Genomic DNA, 19,136 nt, shown 5'->3' on the forward strand with positions numbered 1-19,136 from the left:
TCAGCCAGGGTTGCCTCCCAATTATTTAGCTGGTTAGACCGTTAAAGTGCAGGACTGCCCTCATCCCTGCTCGGTCTTCAGTAATTTGTACGTAACAGACTCATACAGCGCCTCGAACGAAGCATCAATGATGTTTGCAGAAACACCGACGGTAAACCATCGTTCGCCGCTCGCGTCTCGCGATTCTACAAGCACACGGGTTACCGCGCCCGTGCCACCGTTTAGGATACGCACCTTAAAATCCACCAGTTCAAGGTCGTCAATTCGGTCCGAATATTTGCCCAAGTCTTTGCGCATCGCGATATCGAGTGCGTTTACCGGGCCGTTACCTTCAGCAACCGACATCAAGGTCTCGCCGTCCACTTCGATCTTCACCACAGCCTCAGACATTGTGGTCAACTCGCCGCGTGCATTGTAGCGACGCTCAACTGTTGTTCGAAAGCTCTCAACTTTGAAATATTGCGGCAAATCGCCAAGTGTTTTGTGCGCCAACAGCGCGAATGACGCATCTGCGCCATCGTAAGAATAGCCCCGCGCTTCGCGCTCTTTAACAGCCCGCAGCAGGCCATCGAGCCGTGGGTCGTTTTTTTCGATTTTGATACCGATGCGCGCAAGCACAGTAATCAGATTGGATTTGCCAGCCTGCTGAGACACCATCACATTGCGCTGATTGCCTACAATTTCGGGTTCGATATGCTCGTAACAGGAAGGATCTTTTTGCAAGGCTGACGCGTGGATGCCTGCTTTGGTCGCGAATGCAGACGCACCAACATAGGGTGACTGGCGTGCGGGAGCACGGTTGAGCAGTTCGTCGAAATTGCGAGATAGTACCGTCAGATTTCGCAATTGGTCTGGTGAAACGCCAGTTTCAATTGTCGACAAAAATGGTTCCTTGAGCGCCAAGGTCGGCATAAGCGAGATCAAATTCGCATTGCCGCAACGTTCGCCAATGCCGTTCAGCGTGCCCTGAACATGTCTCACACCCGCACGAACTGCCGCCAAGGTGTTGGCGACGGCCTGTTCGGTGTCATTGTGGGCATGGATGCCCAAGTGCGAGCCCGGCACCATACTGGTCACTTTGGCGACGATCTCTTGGACTTCGCTGGGCATCGTGCCGCCATTGGTGTCACACAGAACCACCCAGCGCGCACCGGCGTCGAAAGCGGTCTTGGCGCAATCCAACGCGTATTCTGGGTTTGCTTTGTAGCCATCAAAGAAGTGCTCGCAATCAACGATTGTTTCGCGCTCACTCGACACGGCAGCTCGAACAGAAGCTTCCACAGATTGCAGGTTTTCATCAAGGCTGATGCCCATCGCCAATTCAATCTGGCGATCCCATGCCTTTGCAACAAAGCAAATTGCCTCGGCTTCGGATTGCAGCAATCCTTGCAAGCCGGGATCATTGTCGACAGACCTGCCCGTCCGTTTTGTCATGCCAAACGCGGTGAACTTTGCATGTTTGGTACGTTTTTTAGAAAAGAACTCGGTATCGACCACATTGGCGCCGGGGTAACCGCCCTCAATATAGTCCACGCCCATATCGTCCAACAGATTGGCGATAGTAATCTTGTCTTCAACCGAAAACTCGATCCCAGCGGTTTGCGCACCGTCTCGCAACGTCGTGTCAAACAGATATAAGCGTTCTTTGGTCATGATTACTCTTTTGGCCAAGTGGTTGTGTCGTGGTCCGGGTGTTGGAAATTGATCACTTCAACATCTGATTGCTCGACTCCGAAAGTCTCTTCGCGCGTACCGAGCTCATGCAACGTGTCAAAACTTTCGATCCGCGATTCACGAGCCAGCTGTTTGTTCGGGGCAACCTTGTTCGGATCATCAAATGCTCCGACCGACAGCGACATGCCATCGCCGTGCCATTCATAAGTAAGCGGCGTGCCGCATTCTTTGCAAAATCCACGCTTCGCGATGTTTGAGCTGACGAAATGGCTGAGTTCGCCCCGGGTCCATGTCACTTTGTCGTCCGGGAATGTGGCAAACGCGCCAAAATAGCTGCCCGACGCCTTTTGACACATGCGGCAATGGCAAATTGAAGGCCAAAACTCGTCACCTTTTGCCTCAAAGCGCACGGCGCCACATTGGCAGCCGCCGGTATGAATTGTTTCACTCATGTTGCGAGCTCCCAAGTTGTAATGCGGTTACCTGCATCATCTTTGCCATCATTGAGTTTAATGCCCATTTCAACAAGTTCATTGCGGATGGCGTCGGCGTCGGCCCAGTTTTTGTCGTTCAGGTGCCCAAGGCGTTCCGCAATTTTTGCTTCTATTTGCGCGGCATTTTCGTGTTCTGGACCATCTGACTGCCCTTTCTCAAAAGCCTGCATACTGTCAAATGTCACCATGCCCAGCAGCATAAGCGACCCAAACAATCTGCGGGCATTGTGTTCTTTGTCGCCACCAGAGTGACGATGAAGCTCCGCCAAAACACCGGACATGTTCATATCGTTGGCTAGATGCGCCAGCAATTTAGAACAGGGACCCAGAGCTTCATATTCTTCCCGGTTTTCTGCTGTGAAGGACAGGCCTAACTTCAGCATTACCGACTTCCAGCGATTGAGGCTTTTCTCTGCATCCTCAAGGCGTTTTTGCGTAAAATCGATTGGCTCGCGATGGTTGGTCATCAACATTGCAAGACGCAACACGTCGCCGGGCCAATTGCGTCCACCAAACGTTTCTGTCTCCAGCAAATCAGCAATGGTGTAGAAATTGCCCAAGCTTTTGGACATTTTCTCGCCTTCAATCTGCAGAAACCCGTTGTGTATCCACACATTAGCCATATGCTCATTGCCATGCGTACAACGAGATTGGGCAAGTTCATTTTCATGGTGTGGGAACACCAAGTCGATACCACCGCCATGAATGTCAAAATGTTTGCCAATATATCGCTCAGACATGGCTGAACACTCGATGTGCCAACCCGGTCGTCCCCGACCCCACGGGCTATCCCAGCCTGGCTGTGTCGCATCTGAATGTTTCCAAAGTACAAAGTCTCCGGGATGCTTTTTGTGCGCCTCAACTTCGACGCGCGCGCCGGCTTGCATATCGTCTAAATTTCGGTTTGAAAGCTTGCCGTAGTCTGGCATGGATGTGACGTCGAATAAAACTTCGCCGTCAGCATCGTAGGCGTGGCCTTTTTCGATGAGTGTTGAAATCATCGTGATCATTTCTACAATATTGTCGGTTGCCCGGGGTTCGATGGTTGGGTCCATGTTGCCCAACGCCAGCATATCGTTGCGATATTGACGACCTGTGCGCTCGGTGACTTCCCGAATTGCTGCGTTAATTTCCATTTCTGGATGGTCGATGGCCGCGCGAGCGTTAATCTTGTCATCAACGTCAGTGATATTGCGCACATAAACCACATGCTCAGTGCCATAGATATGGCGCAGCAGCCGATAAAGCACGTCAAATACGATTACGGGGCGTGCGTTGCCGATATGCGCATAGTCATAAACGGTTGGGCCACACACATACATGCGCACGTTTTTTTCGTCGATTGGAACGAAGGTTTCTTTAGAACGCGTCAGGGTGTTGTAGAGTTGAATTTGTGTCATTTGCCTCAACCATAAATGGTGTTTGCCCGTAAGGCAGCGAGGTCAGGTTTTTACGAGAATTTGTCAAACAGAGAACCACGCCGCCAATGTGAATTAGCGAATAATAATGCAGCCGATAATACAGATTGCGTTTTGGTTCTTCATGATGGCTGCACTGTGCATTGGCGTTTGAAATAAATCAAGCCATTACAAACAAAAAGCGCCGCAAATGCGACGCTTCTTATCTTTGAATAATTTACGAGGCTGCTTAGCCTTTTTTGACACGATATTGATCATGGCAAGATTTACAGCTTCCGCCAAGCACTGGAATAGCAGCACCTGCTGTTGCGTCAGCTTCCAATTTGTCAAGAATGCCGACGAACATGTCCCATTCTTCCCAAATTTTTGGGCTTGCTTCAGAAGTGTCACTCATTGAGCCTTCAGGAAACAACATTTTCAATTTCGCTGCCAATGGTGCAACTGCTGCTGCATCGCCAGCTTTAAGGGCGGCACCCATTGCCTTCATCGCGGCCTGACGCTGTGCAATTGGGTCTTCATCTGCCACAATAGCGCTACCACCGAATGCCAGTGAAAGTCCTGCTACTGCTGCTAAAACAATCTTAAATTTCATGTTGCTGTCCCTATCCCTATTGCTGATCCAACTAAATCTATTGGACGATTATGCAAGAAACAAGGCAACAAGCCATCAAATTCGTGTCCGACACCGCTTCACAAGTGCTCACATAAACGTGAAGTGGCGGAGGAACAATTTAGTTTCAACGAAGTTTGCTCACACGTCCTCCAGTTCTTTGGCGTGCAACCAGTCAGCGTGTTTGGGTGCCTTTTTGGTTCTGGACCATTCTTCCAACATGTCCCACTTCACGCTATCCAAGCGCTTAAGCAGTTCATCCTCCTTGGGATCAGGACATGCCAATTCGACTCGGTGGCCGTTGGGGTCGAAGAAATAGATGGAATGGAAGATAGAGTGATCAGTCACCCCTAAAACCTCGACGCCGTTCGCCTCCAAGTGCTCCTTAAACTCAATGAGTTCATCGCGATCTTTCACCTTGAAGGCAATATGCTGCACCCAGATCGGGGTGTTTTCGTCTCGCCCCATTTCCGGTTTGGTCGGCAGCTCAAAGAAGGCCAATACATTGCCGTTTCCGGCATCTAGAAAGAGGTGCATGTATGGATCTGGCTCATGGGTTGATGGCACATGGTCTTCGGCGATCGCCAAAACAAAATCCATGTTGAGCATCTTCGTGTACCACTCAACAGTTTCTTTTGCGTCTTTGCAGCGATAGGCCACGTGATGGATTTTTTCAATTTTCATGGTCGCCTCTCAAAATTAGTTTCATCTGCAACTATAATCACAAGTTAGTTACACATGCAACTAATTGCAACGCTTTTCGACTTCTAGGATTTGTATTCGTCACGGTTTTCGCAGCGAGTGCACCTATTGAGTGGGTTTTGAAATTCGTTCGAACGTGGCTGCACAATAGTCGATCAGCGGACCTGTTAGGCCATTTGGTGACTGGTCACGCCTGAAAGCGACCACAATAGGTGTTGGCGGCATATCCTCTTGTAGCTGGATCGGAACAACAGATTGGCCATCATAGGTTTGATTTGACGCAGGCCGCATTGATAAGATCGAAACACCAAGGCCGTTCGCCACACTGCAACGCACGGACTCGATGGATGCTGAACGAGAAGTAATCCGCGGTCGAATACCGTATTTTGCGAAGAGCGAAAAGTAGTATTCCCGGCTCTGAGGTGCATCAAAAAGGACAAAATCTTCTGTTTCTAACTCCTTAAGCGATACGCTTTTGCGCCCATCTAGGGCATGCCCGACGGGTACAATCAAATAGGGTTGCGCCAAGGAAAGGCTGCGCCAACCAAACAAAGCTGGTTCTAATCCCAAGTCATACATAATGGCGAGATCAATTTCTTTCTTTTGCACTGCGTCTGCTAGCTCGGCCTGAAGCATTTCCCTTACGTCTAAAACAACGCCGGGTGCCAACTCGCGATATCCGCGCACAATCTGCGCCAAACAAAACGGGGCAAGAGAGTGAAAACACCCCAATTTGATTGTGCCTGCTCTATGCTCAGCAATTTCCACAATTGCTTCATCTATTTGGTCAGCATAGGCCAACAAGTTCTCCGCATATTGAAGGAACTGAGCTCCCTGCAACGTAAGTTCCATTCCTCTGGCGTGTAGCCGTTGAAAGAGAACGAGCCCCGTAACATCTTCAAGCTTGGAGATAGCCTGTGCGATCGCAGGTTGGGAAATACCAATATCTTGGGCCGCAGCTGCCATTCCACCAGTTTTCGCAACAGCACGAAAATATCTACATTGCCTCAAGGTTATTTCTGCCATCAATTTCCCATAAGAAAGATTTACTTACTTAAAAGCAATCATAATACAATTTTTTATTGTTTCAACTTCGAGATATGCTCCCCTCAATCAAAGAACGAATGTGTGACAGGCAAGGAAACATCATGGCACTAAATGAGATCGTAGATTTGACCACCTACCCGATTGAAAATTCTGCATTTCGGGAAGAGTGCCGGAAGAAGTTTGATGAGCAAGGCATTTTGGTGATGCCGCAATTTGTTACCAAACCGGCAGTCGATGCAATGCATGCAGAAGGGCAGGAAAATCGAGATAAGGTGTTTGCCAGCACAAAAGAACATAATGTCTATTTGAGCGCCACAGACTCAAACTTTGGGGATGATCACCCCCGCAATAGGCATGTTGTTTCGTCAAAAGGCTGCATCACTGACGATCTCATCCCCCAAAACTCCGCCTTGCGTGCGCTTTACAACGCGCCCGTTTTTCGTGATTTTTTGTGTGAGGTGCTCGGGGAAGAAGCGCTTTACGAATATGCCGATCCGCTTTCTTCTATCAATTTGCACTTTGCTGAGAAAGGCCAAGAACTTGGCTGGCATTTCGACAATTCGTCATTTGCAATAACACTGATGGTGCAGCCGCCAGAAAAAGGTGGCCAATTTGAGTATGTCAGTGCGGTACGCGATGCAGATGCAGGTGACATGAATTTTGACGCTGTCGCTGACATTTTGGATGGTCGCACCGAAGTAGAGCAAGTCAAGGCAGATGCTGGCACATTGGTGTTTTTCCGTGGGCGCAACTCAATTCACCGCGTTGCACCGAATGAAGGTGATCAAGTGCGGATGTTGGCGGTTCTTGCTTACAACACTGAACCCGGCATCTCCCTATCCAAAGAAGCACAAAAGACGTTTTACGGTCGCGTTGGCTGACCATCAGATTGGGTAAGCACCGTTCAGTGTCGAAAGCGCGCGCCTCAGCATCTCGTCGTCACTAACTTCAGACAATTCAAGAGCTGGTTCTGCGCCGTTGAAGGCCATGATGATTGGCGCATCCACAAATTTTGCCAGATTGAACCATTGATTGAACTGACCGCGCGGCAAATCGTTGTCCGGCGTTGAAATCCAAGTGACGTCTTTGTCCCAAAAGACGTCTTCGAATTTGAGGTAAAACTTGTCTAAAGTGCCCATTCCAAGATTTGAAATGGCTTTGAGTTTATCATCTGGCAAGGCTGGAGAAAATCGAAGATCACCGCTTTTGAGAACACCCAGCGGCACGGTGACAATTACTGCATAAAACTGATGCGTTTGGTTATCCTTGGTCTTGAGGGACACGCCATCGGACAACAAACTGACCTCTGCTATCGCTGAGCCAAGATTGACTTTGTAGTCGCCTGCGACGCCGTCCAAAATTGGCGCGTATCCTGATGGAAAAATGACCTCGTCACCACTGTAATCATCCTGTCCCCAATATTCCCATGTGTTTATTTGATCAGAGCTGGCCCCGGCTTCATGCTGTGTTTCGGTCACTTCATCAAGCCAATCTGGGCCCTCATCTTCTGGGATTTCGCGACCACCCTTGATCCGGACGATGGTGCTGCCATCGGTTTCGACACGTTTGAGTGACAAGGCGTCTGCCAAATCTGTCAAAGGATTATCCGTTGTGCCGTGGATCCAGCTTGCGCCTAGATCAAGCGGAGAACCTAGGCTTTGATCCGTCCAAACGCGACCACCGATGCGGTTTCGGGCCTCGAACACGTCAACTTCGTGCCCGGCGGTCGAAAGCGTTTGAGCGGCTGCTAAGCCACTCATGCCTGCGCCGATGATTGCGACTTTTTGCACCGAACCGTCGCTTACGAACTCTGCGGTTCGAACGCCAGATTCATACGCTGAGTGTACAGTGCTGTTATAGCCTGGGTGCACGGCTTCACCGGCAAAGAATATGCGCCCATCAATTGGCGTTTCTAGCGTTCGGCGATCCCGTTGTTTGGCATTTCGAGCAATATAAGAATATGAGCCATACGAATATGGGTCTTTGCTCCAATTGGTGCGGATATAGCCCTTGGCATTGCGCTGGTTTTGCGCACTGGCAGGAATTGGCAAAAAGCTTGCAAGAAACGCTGCGCCCATTGGGGCAAACAAATCACGTCGCTTCATGTCCAATTCTCCCTATTCAGCAGTACCCTATTTCTAGCCGCCCGAAAGTTGCAACGTCTGGTTGATTTCGCCCAGTGGCGCAGATCCGTCATCAGCGACGAAACGGATGGCGACCCTATCACCGTTCTTCAAAAACGGCGTTGTTGCTTTTTCATTCTTCTCTTTTTCAGCCGTTCTTGCTTCAACGATGCACGAAAAGCCGATGCCGTCGCTTCCAATCGGCAGGATTTCATCATGGGTGTTCGCTACAGTACCGGAACCCAGAATTGTCCCCGCGCTCAGTGCACGTGTTCGCGCGGCCTCCGCTATCAGCTGAGTGAAATCGAACAACATATCGACATGGGTGCTTGGCTGGCCAAACAGGACACCGTTTACACGCGACTGAAGCTTGCCCTGCAATTTTTTTCCGTCCCATGCGTCACCAAATTCGTCTGGTGTCGCAACAATTGGGCCGAAGCTGGAGGATGGCTTGGCGTGAAAAAACCCAAATCCGCCCTGAAGATCGTCGGCCACCAAACGACGAAGCGAAACGTCGTTGCAAATTGTGACAAGTCTTATGGATTGTTCAGCTTGCTCGGGTGTTGCGCCCATGGGCACAGGGCCGAGAATAACAGAAAGCTCGGCTTCAAAATCAACCGCCAATCCATCATCTGGCACAACGATGTCGTCATGCGCGCCCAACAACGTGTCTGATCCGCCCTGATACATAATCGGGCGTGCCGATTGCAGCTCTTTGTCTTTTGAACCTGCGGCTGTTCGCACGCGTTCCAGATGGCTCATATAGGCGCTCGCGTCAATCCACTGATAAGCGCGTGGTAGCGGGGCCATGGTCATTGAAGCATCAAACGGCTTGCCGGCAATATCGCCATTGTTCAGCTTGTCGCTTAAAGCATTTAGCTGATCCACCACATTGTCCCAGCGGTCCAACGCATCTTGCAACGTCGATGCGATGGCACTGGCTTGAGTAAATCGAGAGAGGTCCGTGGAAACAACGGCCAGTTGGCCATCAATCGCGCCGTTTCGCAAAGTTGCAAGCTTCATAATTTTTCCCGTGGCAGGTTTGTTGAATGAAATTTAATACGGATTTGGCAAGCTTGTGCCAAGCATATTAAATCTTTGCCTTTAATTCGGCAAATTGATGCGCTAATCCAGAGCTATTGTGGGCTAAGTGAGTTATAACGTGCAACGCATTCTAACGGTGATATTTGCCCTTTTTATCGGCCTCGCCACCGCTGCGCCTAGTTTTGCGCAGGCTGACAGTTGTAGTTCGCTCAAACGTAAAATTCGTTCTTATGAACGCAATTCGGATTTCAAGAACGGCAAAAAGAACGACTCAATAGCAAAAACAGCATTGAAAGAGGTCAAGCAGTGGGAAAGCCAATTTGTGCGTTCCGGCTGCCAAAAAGTGTTAAAATCTGGCGGCCGACTAAACAGCACATGTCGTTCCATAGCCCGAAAAATCAAGCGTGAACGCACCGCTTATTCTACCGCGGTTGCTCGAGTTAAAAAAGGCGGTCAGGTCGCTGCTGCTCGCGAATCCGCGTTACAACAATATGCTCGCTTTAGCTGCTCATCCCGCTCCGGCGCTTCAATTACCCGGCGCGATGCAAAGCCAGAACGGAAAACTCTTTTCGAACGTTTGTTTGGTGGTGGTGACGATACAATTTCCGACGACGATTTCTACGATTTCACACGCGAAACTTATCGCACCGTCTGTGTGCGAACATGTGACGGATATTATTGGCCAGTGAGCTTTTCGACAGTTCAGGATCACATTTACAGCGATGCAGGTGCCTGCGAAGCCCTGGCAACAGGCGAAGGCCAAGTCGACCTATATTACTATAGCAATGTTGGTGGCTCTCCTGAGGATATGGTCAACTTAAACGGCACCCCCTACTCAGAATTACCAAATGCATTCCGCTATCGGCGCGAATTCGACGCCACTTGTAGCGTCAAAAAAGCATCAGCTTATGGTTTGATCAAAGCTGGTACGGGTGAAAATTCGTCGAACGCTGTGATCACATTCGGCGACATAAGTTTCCCATTGCCGCGTCGGGACCCGAGACAAGTGCTTGAAGTGGAAGTGGCAGAAGTCAGTTTTATCCCGCTGCCGCGTCCCCGCCCAAATCGTGGGGGCGAGAACGTTGTTGCGATTGTACAGTCCAATAGCGATTCAAAATTGCGTTTGGTCACTATTGGTGAAAAGTCAGTTAGGCTAGTCGGTCCAGACACGCCTTACGCCCCAACAGTGGCAGCAGGGTCTTAAGTTCGGGACCGTGAGATTGGCCACTCAACGCCAAGCGAAGCGGCATGAATAGCCCCTTTCCCTTGCGACCGGTTTCAGCTTTGAGCTGATTGGTCCAAAGCCCCCAAGTATTTTCATCCCACGGTTCTGCGGGCAAAGACTCTTTAGCGGCATTGATGAATTCGCGGTCTTCGTCTGCAACGATGGATTCGACTGGTCCTTGAACAAGGTCCTGCCACTGTTTGATTTCGTCAAACTTGGCGAGGTTTTCATGCACGGTATTCCAAAGCGCTTCACCATCTTCTATGCCTAAGTCGGCGAGACGATCCTTCACCGCTTCAAATGGCAAAGCATGAACCATGCGGGCGTTGAACGCATCCAATTCGGACGGATCAAAACGTGCGGAACTGCGTGATACCATTGAAACATCAAAGCCTTGCGCCAATTCTTCAAGCGAGGCATGTGGCGCAACGGGCTGACTTGTGCCGGTTAGAATTGCGATAAGCGCAACCGCCATTGCCTCATATCCCTCTCCGCGCAAAGTCGTGATCGATAGCGAACCTTTGCGTTTTGAAAAGCCCTCACCTGTTGCGTCGGTCAAAAGATTGTGGTGGCCAAAACCTGGTGCCGTCGCGCCAAGCGCTTCGAACAATTCAATTTGCGCACCGGTATTGGTGACGTGATCTTCGCCACGAATAACGTGGGTGACGCCCATATCAATGTCATCTACCACAGAAGGAAGTGTATAAAGATAGCTGCCATCTCCGCGGATCAACACTGGGTCAGACATTGTGTCAGTATTGACCTTTTGCTCGCCGCGCACGACGTCGGAAAACACAACTTCTTTGCCTTCAAGCTTAAACCGCCAATGGGGTTTGCGTCCTTCGGCTTCAAACTTTGCTTTGTCTTCATCCGACAGATTAAGCGCCGCACGATCATAGATCGGTGGTTTGCCCATCGCGCGTGCGCGTTTGCGGCGGCGATCAAGTTCGTCAGCGGTTTCGTAACAGGGGTAAAGCCGTCCATCTGCAATTAGCTTGTCGCGAGCTGCATCGTGGGCGTCTTTGCGTTCGGACTGTCTTTCCAAGCGGTGAGGTTTAATGCCCAACCAAGCCAGATCAACTTCAATGGCGTCAGCATATTCCTTTTTGGAACGTTCCAAATCTGTGTCATCGAAACGCAGGATGAATTGCCCCCCGGTTTTGAGCGCAAACATCCAGTTCATCAAGGCAGGTCGGGCGTTCCCGAGGTGAATATTGCCAGTTGGCGAAGGCGCAAAGCGCACGACTGTGGTCATTGAATTTACTTCCTTGGAATTCGTTCCGGAACTAGTTCCTCTGGTTATCGGACCCCTCGGTCACGATATCCATTGGTGATTGGATATTTGCGGCCAAAGCCAAACGCTTTGGCTGTCAGTTTCGGCCCGGGAGCCGATTGGCGCCGTTTGTATTCGGCGATATAGAGCAATTTTTGTATTTTGGCGACAATTTCTGCGTCTAATCCTTCGGCGATGATCTCTTCAACAGATTCTTCGCCTTCGACAAATCGAGATAGAATAGCATCTAACATAGGATATGGCGGCAGACTGTCTTGATCTTTTTGATCTTCGCGCAGCTCGGCACTTGGTGCTTTAGTGATGATCGAATTTGGAATCACCTCGCCTTTAGGTCCTAGGCAATCAGTCGGCATATTTTTGTTTCGCCAATCCGCCAAATGATAGACCTGCATTTTGTAAAGGTCCTTGATTGGGTTGTAGCCCCCATTCATATCGCCATAGATGGTCGCGTAGCCAACGGCCATTTCAGACTTGTTGCCTGTGGTAATTAGCATCGAGCCCAGCTTGTTGGAAACGCCCATCAAGTAGGTGCCGCGCATGCGCGATTGAAGATTTTCTTCTGCTAAACCGGGTTGCATACCCTCAAATAGAGGCGCTAGCGCTTCGGTCGCGGCTTCTACCGCGTCTCCGATGGCAACAACGTCATAACGCACGCCTAGTCGCTCAGCGCAGTCTTTGGCGTCCTTCAAACTATCTTGAGATGTATATCGATAGGGCAACATAATGCAGTGGACGTTTTCCGGCCCAAGCGCATCAACGGCCATTGCAGCGACGATTGCGCTGTCGATACCACCAGAGAGACCCAACACAACCGACTTAAAGTGGTTTTTGTGGATGTAATCCCTCAATCCCAGAACACAAGCACGCCATGGCGCTTCGTCCTCAGAAACGAGATCAGAAATTGCAGCGTCTTCGCAGACCCACTGATCGTCTTGACGTGCCCAATCCGAAATCAGCAATTGCTCTTCAAAGCTTTTGCATTGAAATGCAAGACTTCTATCGGCATTAAGGCCAAATGATGCGCCGTCGAAAACCAACTCGTCTTGTCCGCCAACCTGATTGAGATAGAGAAGTGGCAATTGGGTTTCAACAACCCGCTGTACTACTTCGTTGATGCGCACATCTTGCTTGTTGCGCCAATAGGGTGAACCGTTGGGGCAAAGCAGCATTTCTGCGCCGGTTTCAGTGAGGCACTCGCACACTTCTGGCCACCAAATGTCTTCGCAAATCGGCACACCAATTCGAACATCATGAATGTTGAACGGACCCGGCAGGCCACCGGCTTCAAAATAACGCTTTTCGTAAAATACGTCATCATTGGGCAGATCGTGCTTGGCGCGCCAATCGACGATCTTCCCGCCTTGTGCCAGCAAAACCGCATTAAAAAGCTTGTCGCTTTCCCGCCAAACACACGGGATTAACGCCGCAATGTGCTCGCCTTTGGTTTTATCCGCCAACGTGCAGGCAGCTTCCATTGCATCTGCAACAAATTTGGGCTTAAACAGCAAATCTTCTGGGAAATAGCCGGTGATATAAAGCTCAGGAAAAAGGATGATATCTGCTTTTGCAGCAATGGCATCATCAATGGCCTTCTCTCCCTTAGACAAATTGGAAGAAAGGTCGCCAACCGTAGGGTTGAGTTGGGCAAGTGCGATGCGCAAATTGTCAGTCACGAAAACTATCCAGAACCGGTCAAAATCAGCGCTAGATGTAGCGATTTAGTGCCTGATACGCAAGGTGCTGACGTGGGACACAAAAAAGCGCACAACAGATGCTGTGCGCCTCGGAAATTGCTAATCAGTTCGGTGCTTAGAACTTGACGGAAATTTCCGCCAACAGGCCGTAGCGCCAGAGAGACAGCGCGTCAATTCGTTCGGGCGTAAGGTAATATGTGCCGCCTGATGTCGGAGCGCCGTCCAGTGTTGTGTCTGCGTCTGAGTCGAATGGATCAGAGACGTCGGCTAAGCCGTAAGTCAAATTGCCTTTACCCTGTAAATACGTTGCACGCCCACCAAATCGGATTGCCACGTTTTCAGTAACATTATACCCCAGCATGACATCAGTTGACGCTCCCCATGCAGAACCCTCGAACTTTGATTCTGTTGCTTTAAATGTTGTAAACGTTCCGTGATCTACGGGTGCAAAAGAGTGCGCTCCAAGAACACCGGATACAGAGGCGTATGGGATAGCGGCTACATCGGCAATTATATCGAATGCTCCGACCGTCGCTTTGCCTGCCACGCCTAACCGTAGGGCATTGATGTTCAAATTGTGGTCTGCATGAGCTACCGGCACCGTGTAGGTAGGAGCGCCGGTTGACCAACCAATGGAGCTTGGACCGGTTATTGGATTGTAGTCTGAACCACCAATCGTTGGTGCATCATTGATATATTGATAGCCGACAATTCCACCGAGCTTCACACCTGCGTCGTCATTACCAAGTTGAACCGGCAGATATCCGAAATCTACGACAGCATAGGCAGCCTTACCTAGCGTTGTTTGACCGTTCGCATTCAATTGGTTTGAGTATGCCGTGTCGATATGCACTGAATATCCGCCATAAGCATTGAGGAATGTATCAGTTGCTAAATCGTCCAAACGCAAGAATCCCTCAACGTAGTGGCTTGTATCTGAAGTCGTAGAGTTTGCTGGGGCAACCGTGTATTTTGCTGATGTGTAGCCCGCCGTATTCACATTAGTCCCACCCATCGAATACATATAGCGCAAACCAGTGCGAAACTCGATCAACGGATCAGCTGGCGCATCCCAATCATTGTAGCTGCCGCGCATTTCTGTTGGATAATCCAAGTCGGCAGCAAGAGCCGAACTTGCACTTGCCAAAGCAACAACTGAAACAACAACCCCAAAACCAAAACGCCGCATGGAACCCTCCGAATGCGCAACTAACAAAATCTTGGGATTATTTATGGTTGATTAAGGTTAAGACGCCGCTAAAAGTCCGTTAACAAACTGATAATACAACAAAAAACACCGCCTCTTTTTCAAAAGGCGGTGCTTGGCATTTGATGTTGGATATATGGACCTTAGATTGCAGCCAAGTTGCGCGGACGTACCGGACGCTGGTCCCTCATCTCTTCAGCGACCAAAAACGCCAATTCTAGCGCTTGAGATGCATTTAGGCGTGGATCACAATGGGTGTGATAACGGCTTTCTAGATCTGCTTCTGTAACTGCAGATGCACCACCAACACATTCTGTGACGTCCTTACCTGTCATTTCGACATGAACACCACCAGCATAAGTGCCAAGCTGACGGTGCACTTCGAAGAAGCTTTTCACTTCTGACAAAATGAAATCAAACGGCCGTGTTTTATAGCCAGTTGATGCTTTCACCGTATTGCCATGCATTGGATCACAGGACCATACCACCGTACGGCCTTCGCTTTTCACCAACTCAACCAAACGTGGGAGTTCGTCATTGATTTTTTCCGCCCCAAAGCGGGTAATCAATGTCAAACGACCAGCTTCGTTTTCCGGATTTAGTTTATCTAGCAAACGTTTGAAATCGTCATTTGTGAGTGACGGGCCACACTTCAAACCAATTGGGTTTTTAATGCCGGAGAAAAACTCCACATGCGCTTCGTCCACTTCACGCGTACGGTCGCCGATCCAAAGCATATGCCCGGAAGTCGCATACCAATCATTTGTGATTGAATCGCGACGGGTGAATGCTTCTTCATAACCTAAAAGCAATGCTTCATGGCTAGTGTAGAATTTTGTTTCGCGGAGTTGCGGTGTGTTATCGCCATTGATGCCAAGCGCACGCATAAAGTCGATTGCATCGTCGATCTTGCGGGCTACATTTTCATACTGATTGGAAGATTCCGTGTCTTTAATGAACTCCATTGTCCATTCATGGGTACGTTCCAAATTCGCATAACCACCCGAGGCAAACGCTCGAATAAGGTTCAATGAGGCCGCAGATTGACGATAGGCTTTGGTCATGCGCTCAGGATCTGGCACACGCGACGCTTCGTCAAAGTCAATGCCGTTGATGATATCGCCGCGATAGCTTGGCAATGTTACACCATCAATGGTTTCGTTGTCAGCCGAACGTGGTTTTGCAAATTGGCCAGCGACGCGGCCAACTTTAACCACCGGCTTTGAGCCGCCAGAAGTCATAACGACAGCCATTTGCAAGAACACACGGAAGAAATCACGAATGTGGTCTGCATGGTGTTCTGCAAAGCTTTCAGCACAATCGCCGCCTTGCAACAAAAATGCTTTGCCGTGCGCTACATCGGCTAGTTGCTCTTTGAGCCCGCGCGTTTCGCCTGCAAATACGAGAGGCGGAAATGATGAAAGGCGCTCTTCAACAGCTGCCAGTTCCGCCTTATCTGGATAAGCCGGAACCTGGCGGATGTCTTTCGATCTCCAACTATCAGGTGTCCAGTTACTCATAATCTACTCGCTTTCAGATTTTTATTAGATTGATGAACCAAAAGGATTTAGCAAACTTTTGAGATGCAAACCAGCAATGAATGGAAAAATCGGCACGAATTATACTAATGTCGGGGACCAAGTGCATTTTGCGCGACTTTGGACATGTTATTGTCTGACAAAGATAAAATCAGGTCATTGAGTTGAGAAACGCATTCATCCAATCGCTGTTGTGTGTTAGATCGCGTAAGTAACAACTTGCTGAGTAACCCGGCAAACAACCAAATTTTTGACCCATTATTTCGATAAGCACCATGACAATAAACAACATTCTGGTTGTTAATGCCCATCCATTGAAGCACTCACTGAACAATCGACTGTATCAATATGTCCTCGAGCAAATTGAAAGTCGTAGCGGCAGCCCAATTGAGCGGTCACTATATCATGAGGAATTTGATGCCCGCCTCACCCATGCCGAACGCGAAAGTTATTATGAAAAGCTGTTTGATCGTTCTGAACTAACGGACGAAACGCGCGAACTAGCAGATGCCGAAGTTCTCGTGCTCGTATTCCCAACTTGGTGGTTTGGATTTCCAGCGATTTTGAAGGGTTGGTTCGATCGCACTTGGGCGCCGGGTATAGCCTTTGATCACGCAACTGATCTGTCGGCAATCCAGCCAAGGCTTACAAAATTAAAGCATGTAATTGCGATAACGACGCTGGGCTCACCTTGGTGGGTCGACTGGATTTTGTTGCGCCGTCCGGTCAAGCGGGTACTAAAGGTCGCGTTGATTGGCGTTTGTGCACCAAAAGCAAAGCTAACTTTCCTTTCCCAATATAGTGCTGAGAAATTAAACGAGCCCCAAATTCAAAAATTTGAGGCTCGCATAAAGTCAGCAATAGGTCGTGTTTTAGGCTAACTGGTGCGCTTACCGTCAACAAGTTGATAAGTGGGTGCCTTGAGTGTCACCAACTCTTCCGCTGCTGTTGGGTGAACGGCAATTGTGCGGTCAAAGTCCGCTTTTGTTGCACCCATTGAAACAGCAATGCCCACCATTTGGATCATTTCGCCCGCAGATGGGCCCACAATGTGCACGCCAAGAACTTTATCAGTTTCGCCATCCGTGATGAGCTTAAATAGCATTTTCTCCGGCCGGGTCGTCAATGTATTCTGCATTGGACGGAATGTTGAAAGATAAACATTGACCTTGGCGTGTGCCTTGGCCGCCTGGTGCTCTGCCATACCCACTGTGCCAATTTCAGGTTCGGAAAATACCGCAGTTGGAATGATCGAGTGATCAACCGCTGTCGGGGTATCATTGTAAACCGTTTCCACAAATGCGGCACCCTCACGGATCGCCACCGGTGTCAGTGCAGCACGATTTGTGACGTCACCAACGGCGTAGATTGATGGGCAGCTGGTTTGAGAAAAAGCGTCTACATCGATTGCGCCGGACTTGTTTAACTTCACGTCCGCGGTGTTTAAGCCAAGACCCTCGATGTTAGGAACACGTCCGGTTGCAAACATGACCTCCCCATATTCAACCACATCGCCGTTATCAAAACTCACATCAATGTTGCCGTCAGCACAGCGATCCATTCGCTCGATGGAGGCATTCAACATGATGTCGACGCCACGTACCTTCATTTGCTCGGCAACAATTTCGCGCACATCTTCATCAAATCCACGAAGGATTTGGTCCCCGCGATAAAGTAATGTTGTTTCAACACCCAGTCCTGCAAAAATCCCGGCGAACTCAACAGCGATATATCCGCCGCCATTCACCAAGATCTTTTTCGGAAGCTCTTTGATATGAAACGCTTCATTGGACGTTATACCCAATTCGGAGCCGGGAATGTTTGGCACAAAGGGCCGACCACCCGTCGCCACCAGAATGCGGTCAGCCGTCAGTTCTTCATGTGCTTTTGCGAGTTTGACGCTATTGGCGCCAGTTACAACGCCGCGATCTCTGATGATCTCAACATTGGCACCGCCAAGGATATTGCCATAAATACCTTCAAGCCGATCAATTTCTTTGTCTTTGTTGGCCAAAAGCGTGGACCAATTGAATTCAGGCTCACCAAATGTCCAACCAAAACTTTGCGCAACTTCGAACTGTTCAGGGTATCGGCTTGCCAAAACGAAAAGTTTCTTGGGCACACAACCTCGAATGACACATGTTCCGCCAAGTCTGTACTCCTCGATGATCGCAACTTTTGCGCCATAGGTTGAAGCCATTCTTGCCGCGCGAACGCCACCCGAACCTGCGCCAATCACAACCAAATCATAGTGTCGAGACATAAAAACTCTCCGGTTAAACTGATTATTGAATTTCGTTGATCACAAAAAAGCCCCGCATACAAGATACGGGGCTTCACGAATTCGGGATGACATTAGAAAAACTAGAGGTCAAAACCTTTTTCTTTTAGGTGAGCGCGCAGCCGAACGGCGAAATCTGTTGATAGGTTCTGCTCTGCAACACGGGCAGCAGTTTGAAGATTTTTGTTGATCTCAATATTGCTTGCCAAGACCTTTTTGCCGACTTCTGTTTCGTAAAAAGCAATTATTTCGGTCAATTCTTCCATCGTGTAATGAACGGCATAAATTCGGGCAAAGTTGTCATGCACCAAGTTATTGCCCTCAAGATATTCTTTCGCCACGTCGCGTGCACCAGCCAAAATATCTTCCCCAATTTCAGGATTTTGTTGAACTAGGTGATCAACAGATTCTTGGGCCGTGAGCACAACTGTTCGCTGGAAAATCGCACCGGTATCCGTCAACTCCACGTATTTCTTTGCGAGTGCCAAATGTTCCGGTGAAATCTCCTGCGCTTGCGCTGCAAAAGTTAGAACCATTGCAGTCATTGCTGCAGAGATTACACAAGTTATTCTTTTAATCATTGTCATTTGTTTCCCTTATGCCTTGCCATCCAGTGTTATCACGCCATCTGGGTTCGCCAAGTAGGTTTTTTCACACATATCAATGAATAGTGCATGTGGCGCAACCCCTCGGAATGTCCAGCAAGGCTTTTCAAAGTGTTTTTGCATCTGAAATGCGGCCAAAAGATGCGTCTGGACTATAATGTTCCTCGCCGTAACATTTGA

Annotated in this window: 17 protein-coding genes; 3 read left to right on the forward strand and 14 right to left on the reverse strand. The window is 49.3% G+C overall.

Translation table 11 applies throughout. The features are described from left to right. Nucleotides 1-60: 60 nt before the first annotated feature. From cimA to AC2D8L_RS06650, 6 genes are all read right to left on the reverse strand, one after another. On the reverse strand, nt 61-1,653 hold the full coding sequence (gene cimA, locus AC2D8L_RS06625; protein ID WP_484684648.1) for a citramalate synthase: 1,593 nt from the start codon (nt 1,651-1,653) through the stop codon (nt 61-63). Nucleotides 1,654-1,655: 2 nt separating this feature from the next. Further along, nucleotides 1,656-2,126 carry a GFA family protein gene (locus AC2D8L_RS06630; protein ID WP_484684649.1) on the reverse strand — a complete coding sequence of 157 codons (471 nt, stop codon included), beginning with the start codon at nt 2,124-2,126 and terminating at the stop codon, nt 1,656-1,658. After that, nucleotides 2,123-3,568, reverse strand: a complete 1,446-nt coding sequence (gene cysS, locus AC2D8L_RS06635; protein ID WP_484684650.1) for a cysteine--tRNA ligase — start codon at nt 3,566-3,568, stop codon at nt 2,123-2,125. The genes AC2D8L_RS06630 and cysS overlap by 4 nt, the downstream gene beginning before the upstream one ends. Nucleotides 3,569-3,815: 247 nt before the next feature. Continuing rightward, entirely contained in the window at nt 3,816-4,178 is a 363-nt protein-coding gene (locus tag AC2D8L_RS06640) for a c-type cytochrome (protein WP_484684651.1), read from the reverse strand. 159 nt (nt 4,179-4,337) lie between these two features. Beyond that, entirely contained in the window at nt 4,338-4,880 is a 543-nt protein-coding gene (locus AC2D8L_RS06645; RefSeq protein ID WP_484684652.1) for a VOC family protein, read from the reverse strand. 123 nt (nt 4,881-5,003) lie between these two features. After that, a complete protein-coding gene (locus AC2D8L_RS06650; RefSeq protein WP_484684653.1) occupies nt 5,004-5,924 on the reverse strand; it encodes a LysR family transcriptional regulator in 921 nt (306 codons plus the stop codon). A gap of 122 nt (nt 5,925-6,046) precedes the next feature. Here AC2D8L_RS06650 and AC2D8L_RS06655 point away from each other — a divergent pair, with 122 nt between their 5' ends. Further along, the gene (locus AC2D8L_RS06655) at nt 6,047-6,826 is read left to right on the forward strand and encodes a HalD/BesD family halogenase (RefSeq protein ID WP_484684654.1); all 780 of its coding nucleotides are present in this window, start codon (nt 6,047-6,049) and stop codon (nt 6,824-6,826) included. 3 nt (nt 6,827-6,829) lie between these two features. Here the strand turns inward: AC2D8L_RS06655 and AC2D8L_RS06660 are convergent, their stop codons facing one another. Together AC2D8L_RS06660 and AC2D8L_RS06665 are read right to left on the reverse strand one after the other, a co-directional pair. After that, nucleotides 6,830-8,050 carry a flavin monoamine oxidase family protein gene (locus tag AC2D8L_RS06660; RefSeq protein ID WP_484684655.1) on the reverse strand — a complete coding sequence of 407 codons (1,221 nt, stop codon included), beginning with the start codon at nt 8,048-8,050 and terminating at the stop codon, nt 6,830-6,832. 33 nt (nt 8,051-8,083) lie between these two features. Continuing rightward, nucleotides 8,084-9,091 carry a fumarylacetoacetate hydrolase family protein gene (locus tag AC2D8L_RS06665; protein ID WP_484684656.1) on the reverse strand — a complete coding sequence of 336 codons (1,008 nt, stop codon included), beginning with the start codon at nt 9,089-9,091 and terminating at the stop codon, nt 8,084-8,086. A gap of 139 nt (nt 9,092-9,230) precedes the next feature. On the opposite strand from AC2D8L_RS06665, the gene AC2D8L_RS06670 reads away from it, so the two are divergent. Continuing rightward, complete coding sequence (locus AC2D8L_RS06670) at nt 9,231-10,316, forward strand: DUF2865 domain-containing protein (protein ID WP_484684657.1); 1,086 nt, start codon at nt 9,231-9,233, stop codon at nt 10,314-10,316. Here AC2D8L_RS06670 and gltX read toward each other — a convergent pair. The 4 genes from gltX to AC2D8L_RS06690 form a co-directional block, all read right to left on the reverse strand. Continuing rightward, on the reverse strand, nt 10,261-11,592 hold the full coding sequence (gene gltX / locus AC2D8L_RS06675; RefSeq protein ID WP_484684658.1) for a glutamate--tRNA ligase: 1,332 nt from the start codon (nt 11,590-11,592) through the stop codon (nt 10,261-10,263). The genes AC2D8L_RS06670 and gltX overlap by 56 nt on opposite strands. A gap of 44 nt (nt 11,593-11,636) precedes the next feature. Further along, entirely contained in the window at nt 11,637-13,304 is a 1,668-nt protein-coding gene (locus AC2D8L_RS06680) for an NAD+ synthase (RefSeq protein WP_484684659.1), read from the reverse strand. A gap of 136 nt (nt 13,305-13,440) precedes the next feature. After that, a complete protein-coding gene (locus tag AC2D8L_RS06685; RefSeq protein WP_484684660.1) occupies nt 13,441-14,514 on the reverse strand; it encodes a hypothetical protein in 1,074 nt (357 codons plus the stop codon). Nucleotides 14,515-14,675: 161 nt separating this feature from the next. Further along, a complete protein-coding gene (locus AC2D8L_RS06690; RefSeq protein ID WP_484685158.1) occupies nt 14,676-16,055 on the reverse strand; it encodes a class II 3-deoxy-7-phosphoheptulonate synthase in 1,380 nt (459 codons plus the stop codon). A 290-nt stretch (nt 16,056-16,345) separates the two neighbouring features. On the opposite strand from AC2D8L_RS06690, the gene AC2D8L_RS06695 reads away from it, so the two are divergent. Next, nucleotides 16,346-16,951, forward strand: a complete 606-nt coding sequence (locus tag AC2D8L_RS06695) for an NAD(P)H-dependent oxidoreductase (protein ID WP_484684661.1) — start codon at nt 16,346-16,348, stop codon at nt 16,949-16,951. Here AC2D8L_RS06695 and gor read toward each other — a convergent pair. After that, nucleotides 16,948-18,333 carry a glutathione-disulfide reductase gene (gene gor / locus AC2D8L_RS06700; protein ID WP_484684662.1) on the reverse strand — a complete coding sequence of 462 codons (1,386 nt, stop codon included), beginning with the start codon at nt 18,331-18,333 and terminating at the stop codon, nt 16,948-16,950. The two genes, AC2D8L_RS06695 and gor, sit on opposite strands and share 4 nt — an antisense overlap. A 101-nt stretch (nt 18,334-18,434) precedes the next feature. Further along, nucleotides 18,435-18,938, reverse strand: coding sequence for a DUF2059 domain-containing protein (locus AC2D8L_RS06705; protein ID WP_484684663.1), 504 nt, complete (start codon nt 18,936-18,938; stop codon nt 18,435-18,437). Between the last annotated feature and the right edge of the window lie 198 nt (nt 18,939-19,136).

Source organism: Maritalea sp. YIW29 (assembly GCF_057219265.1).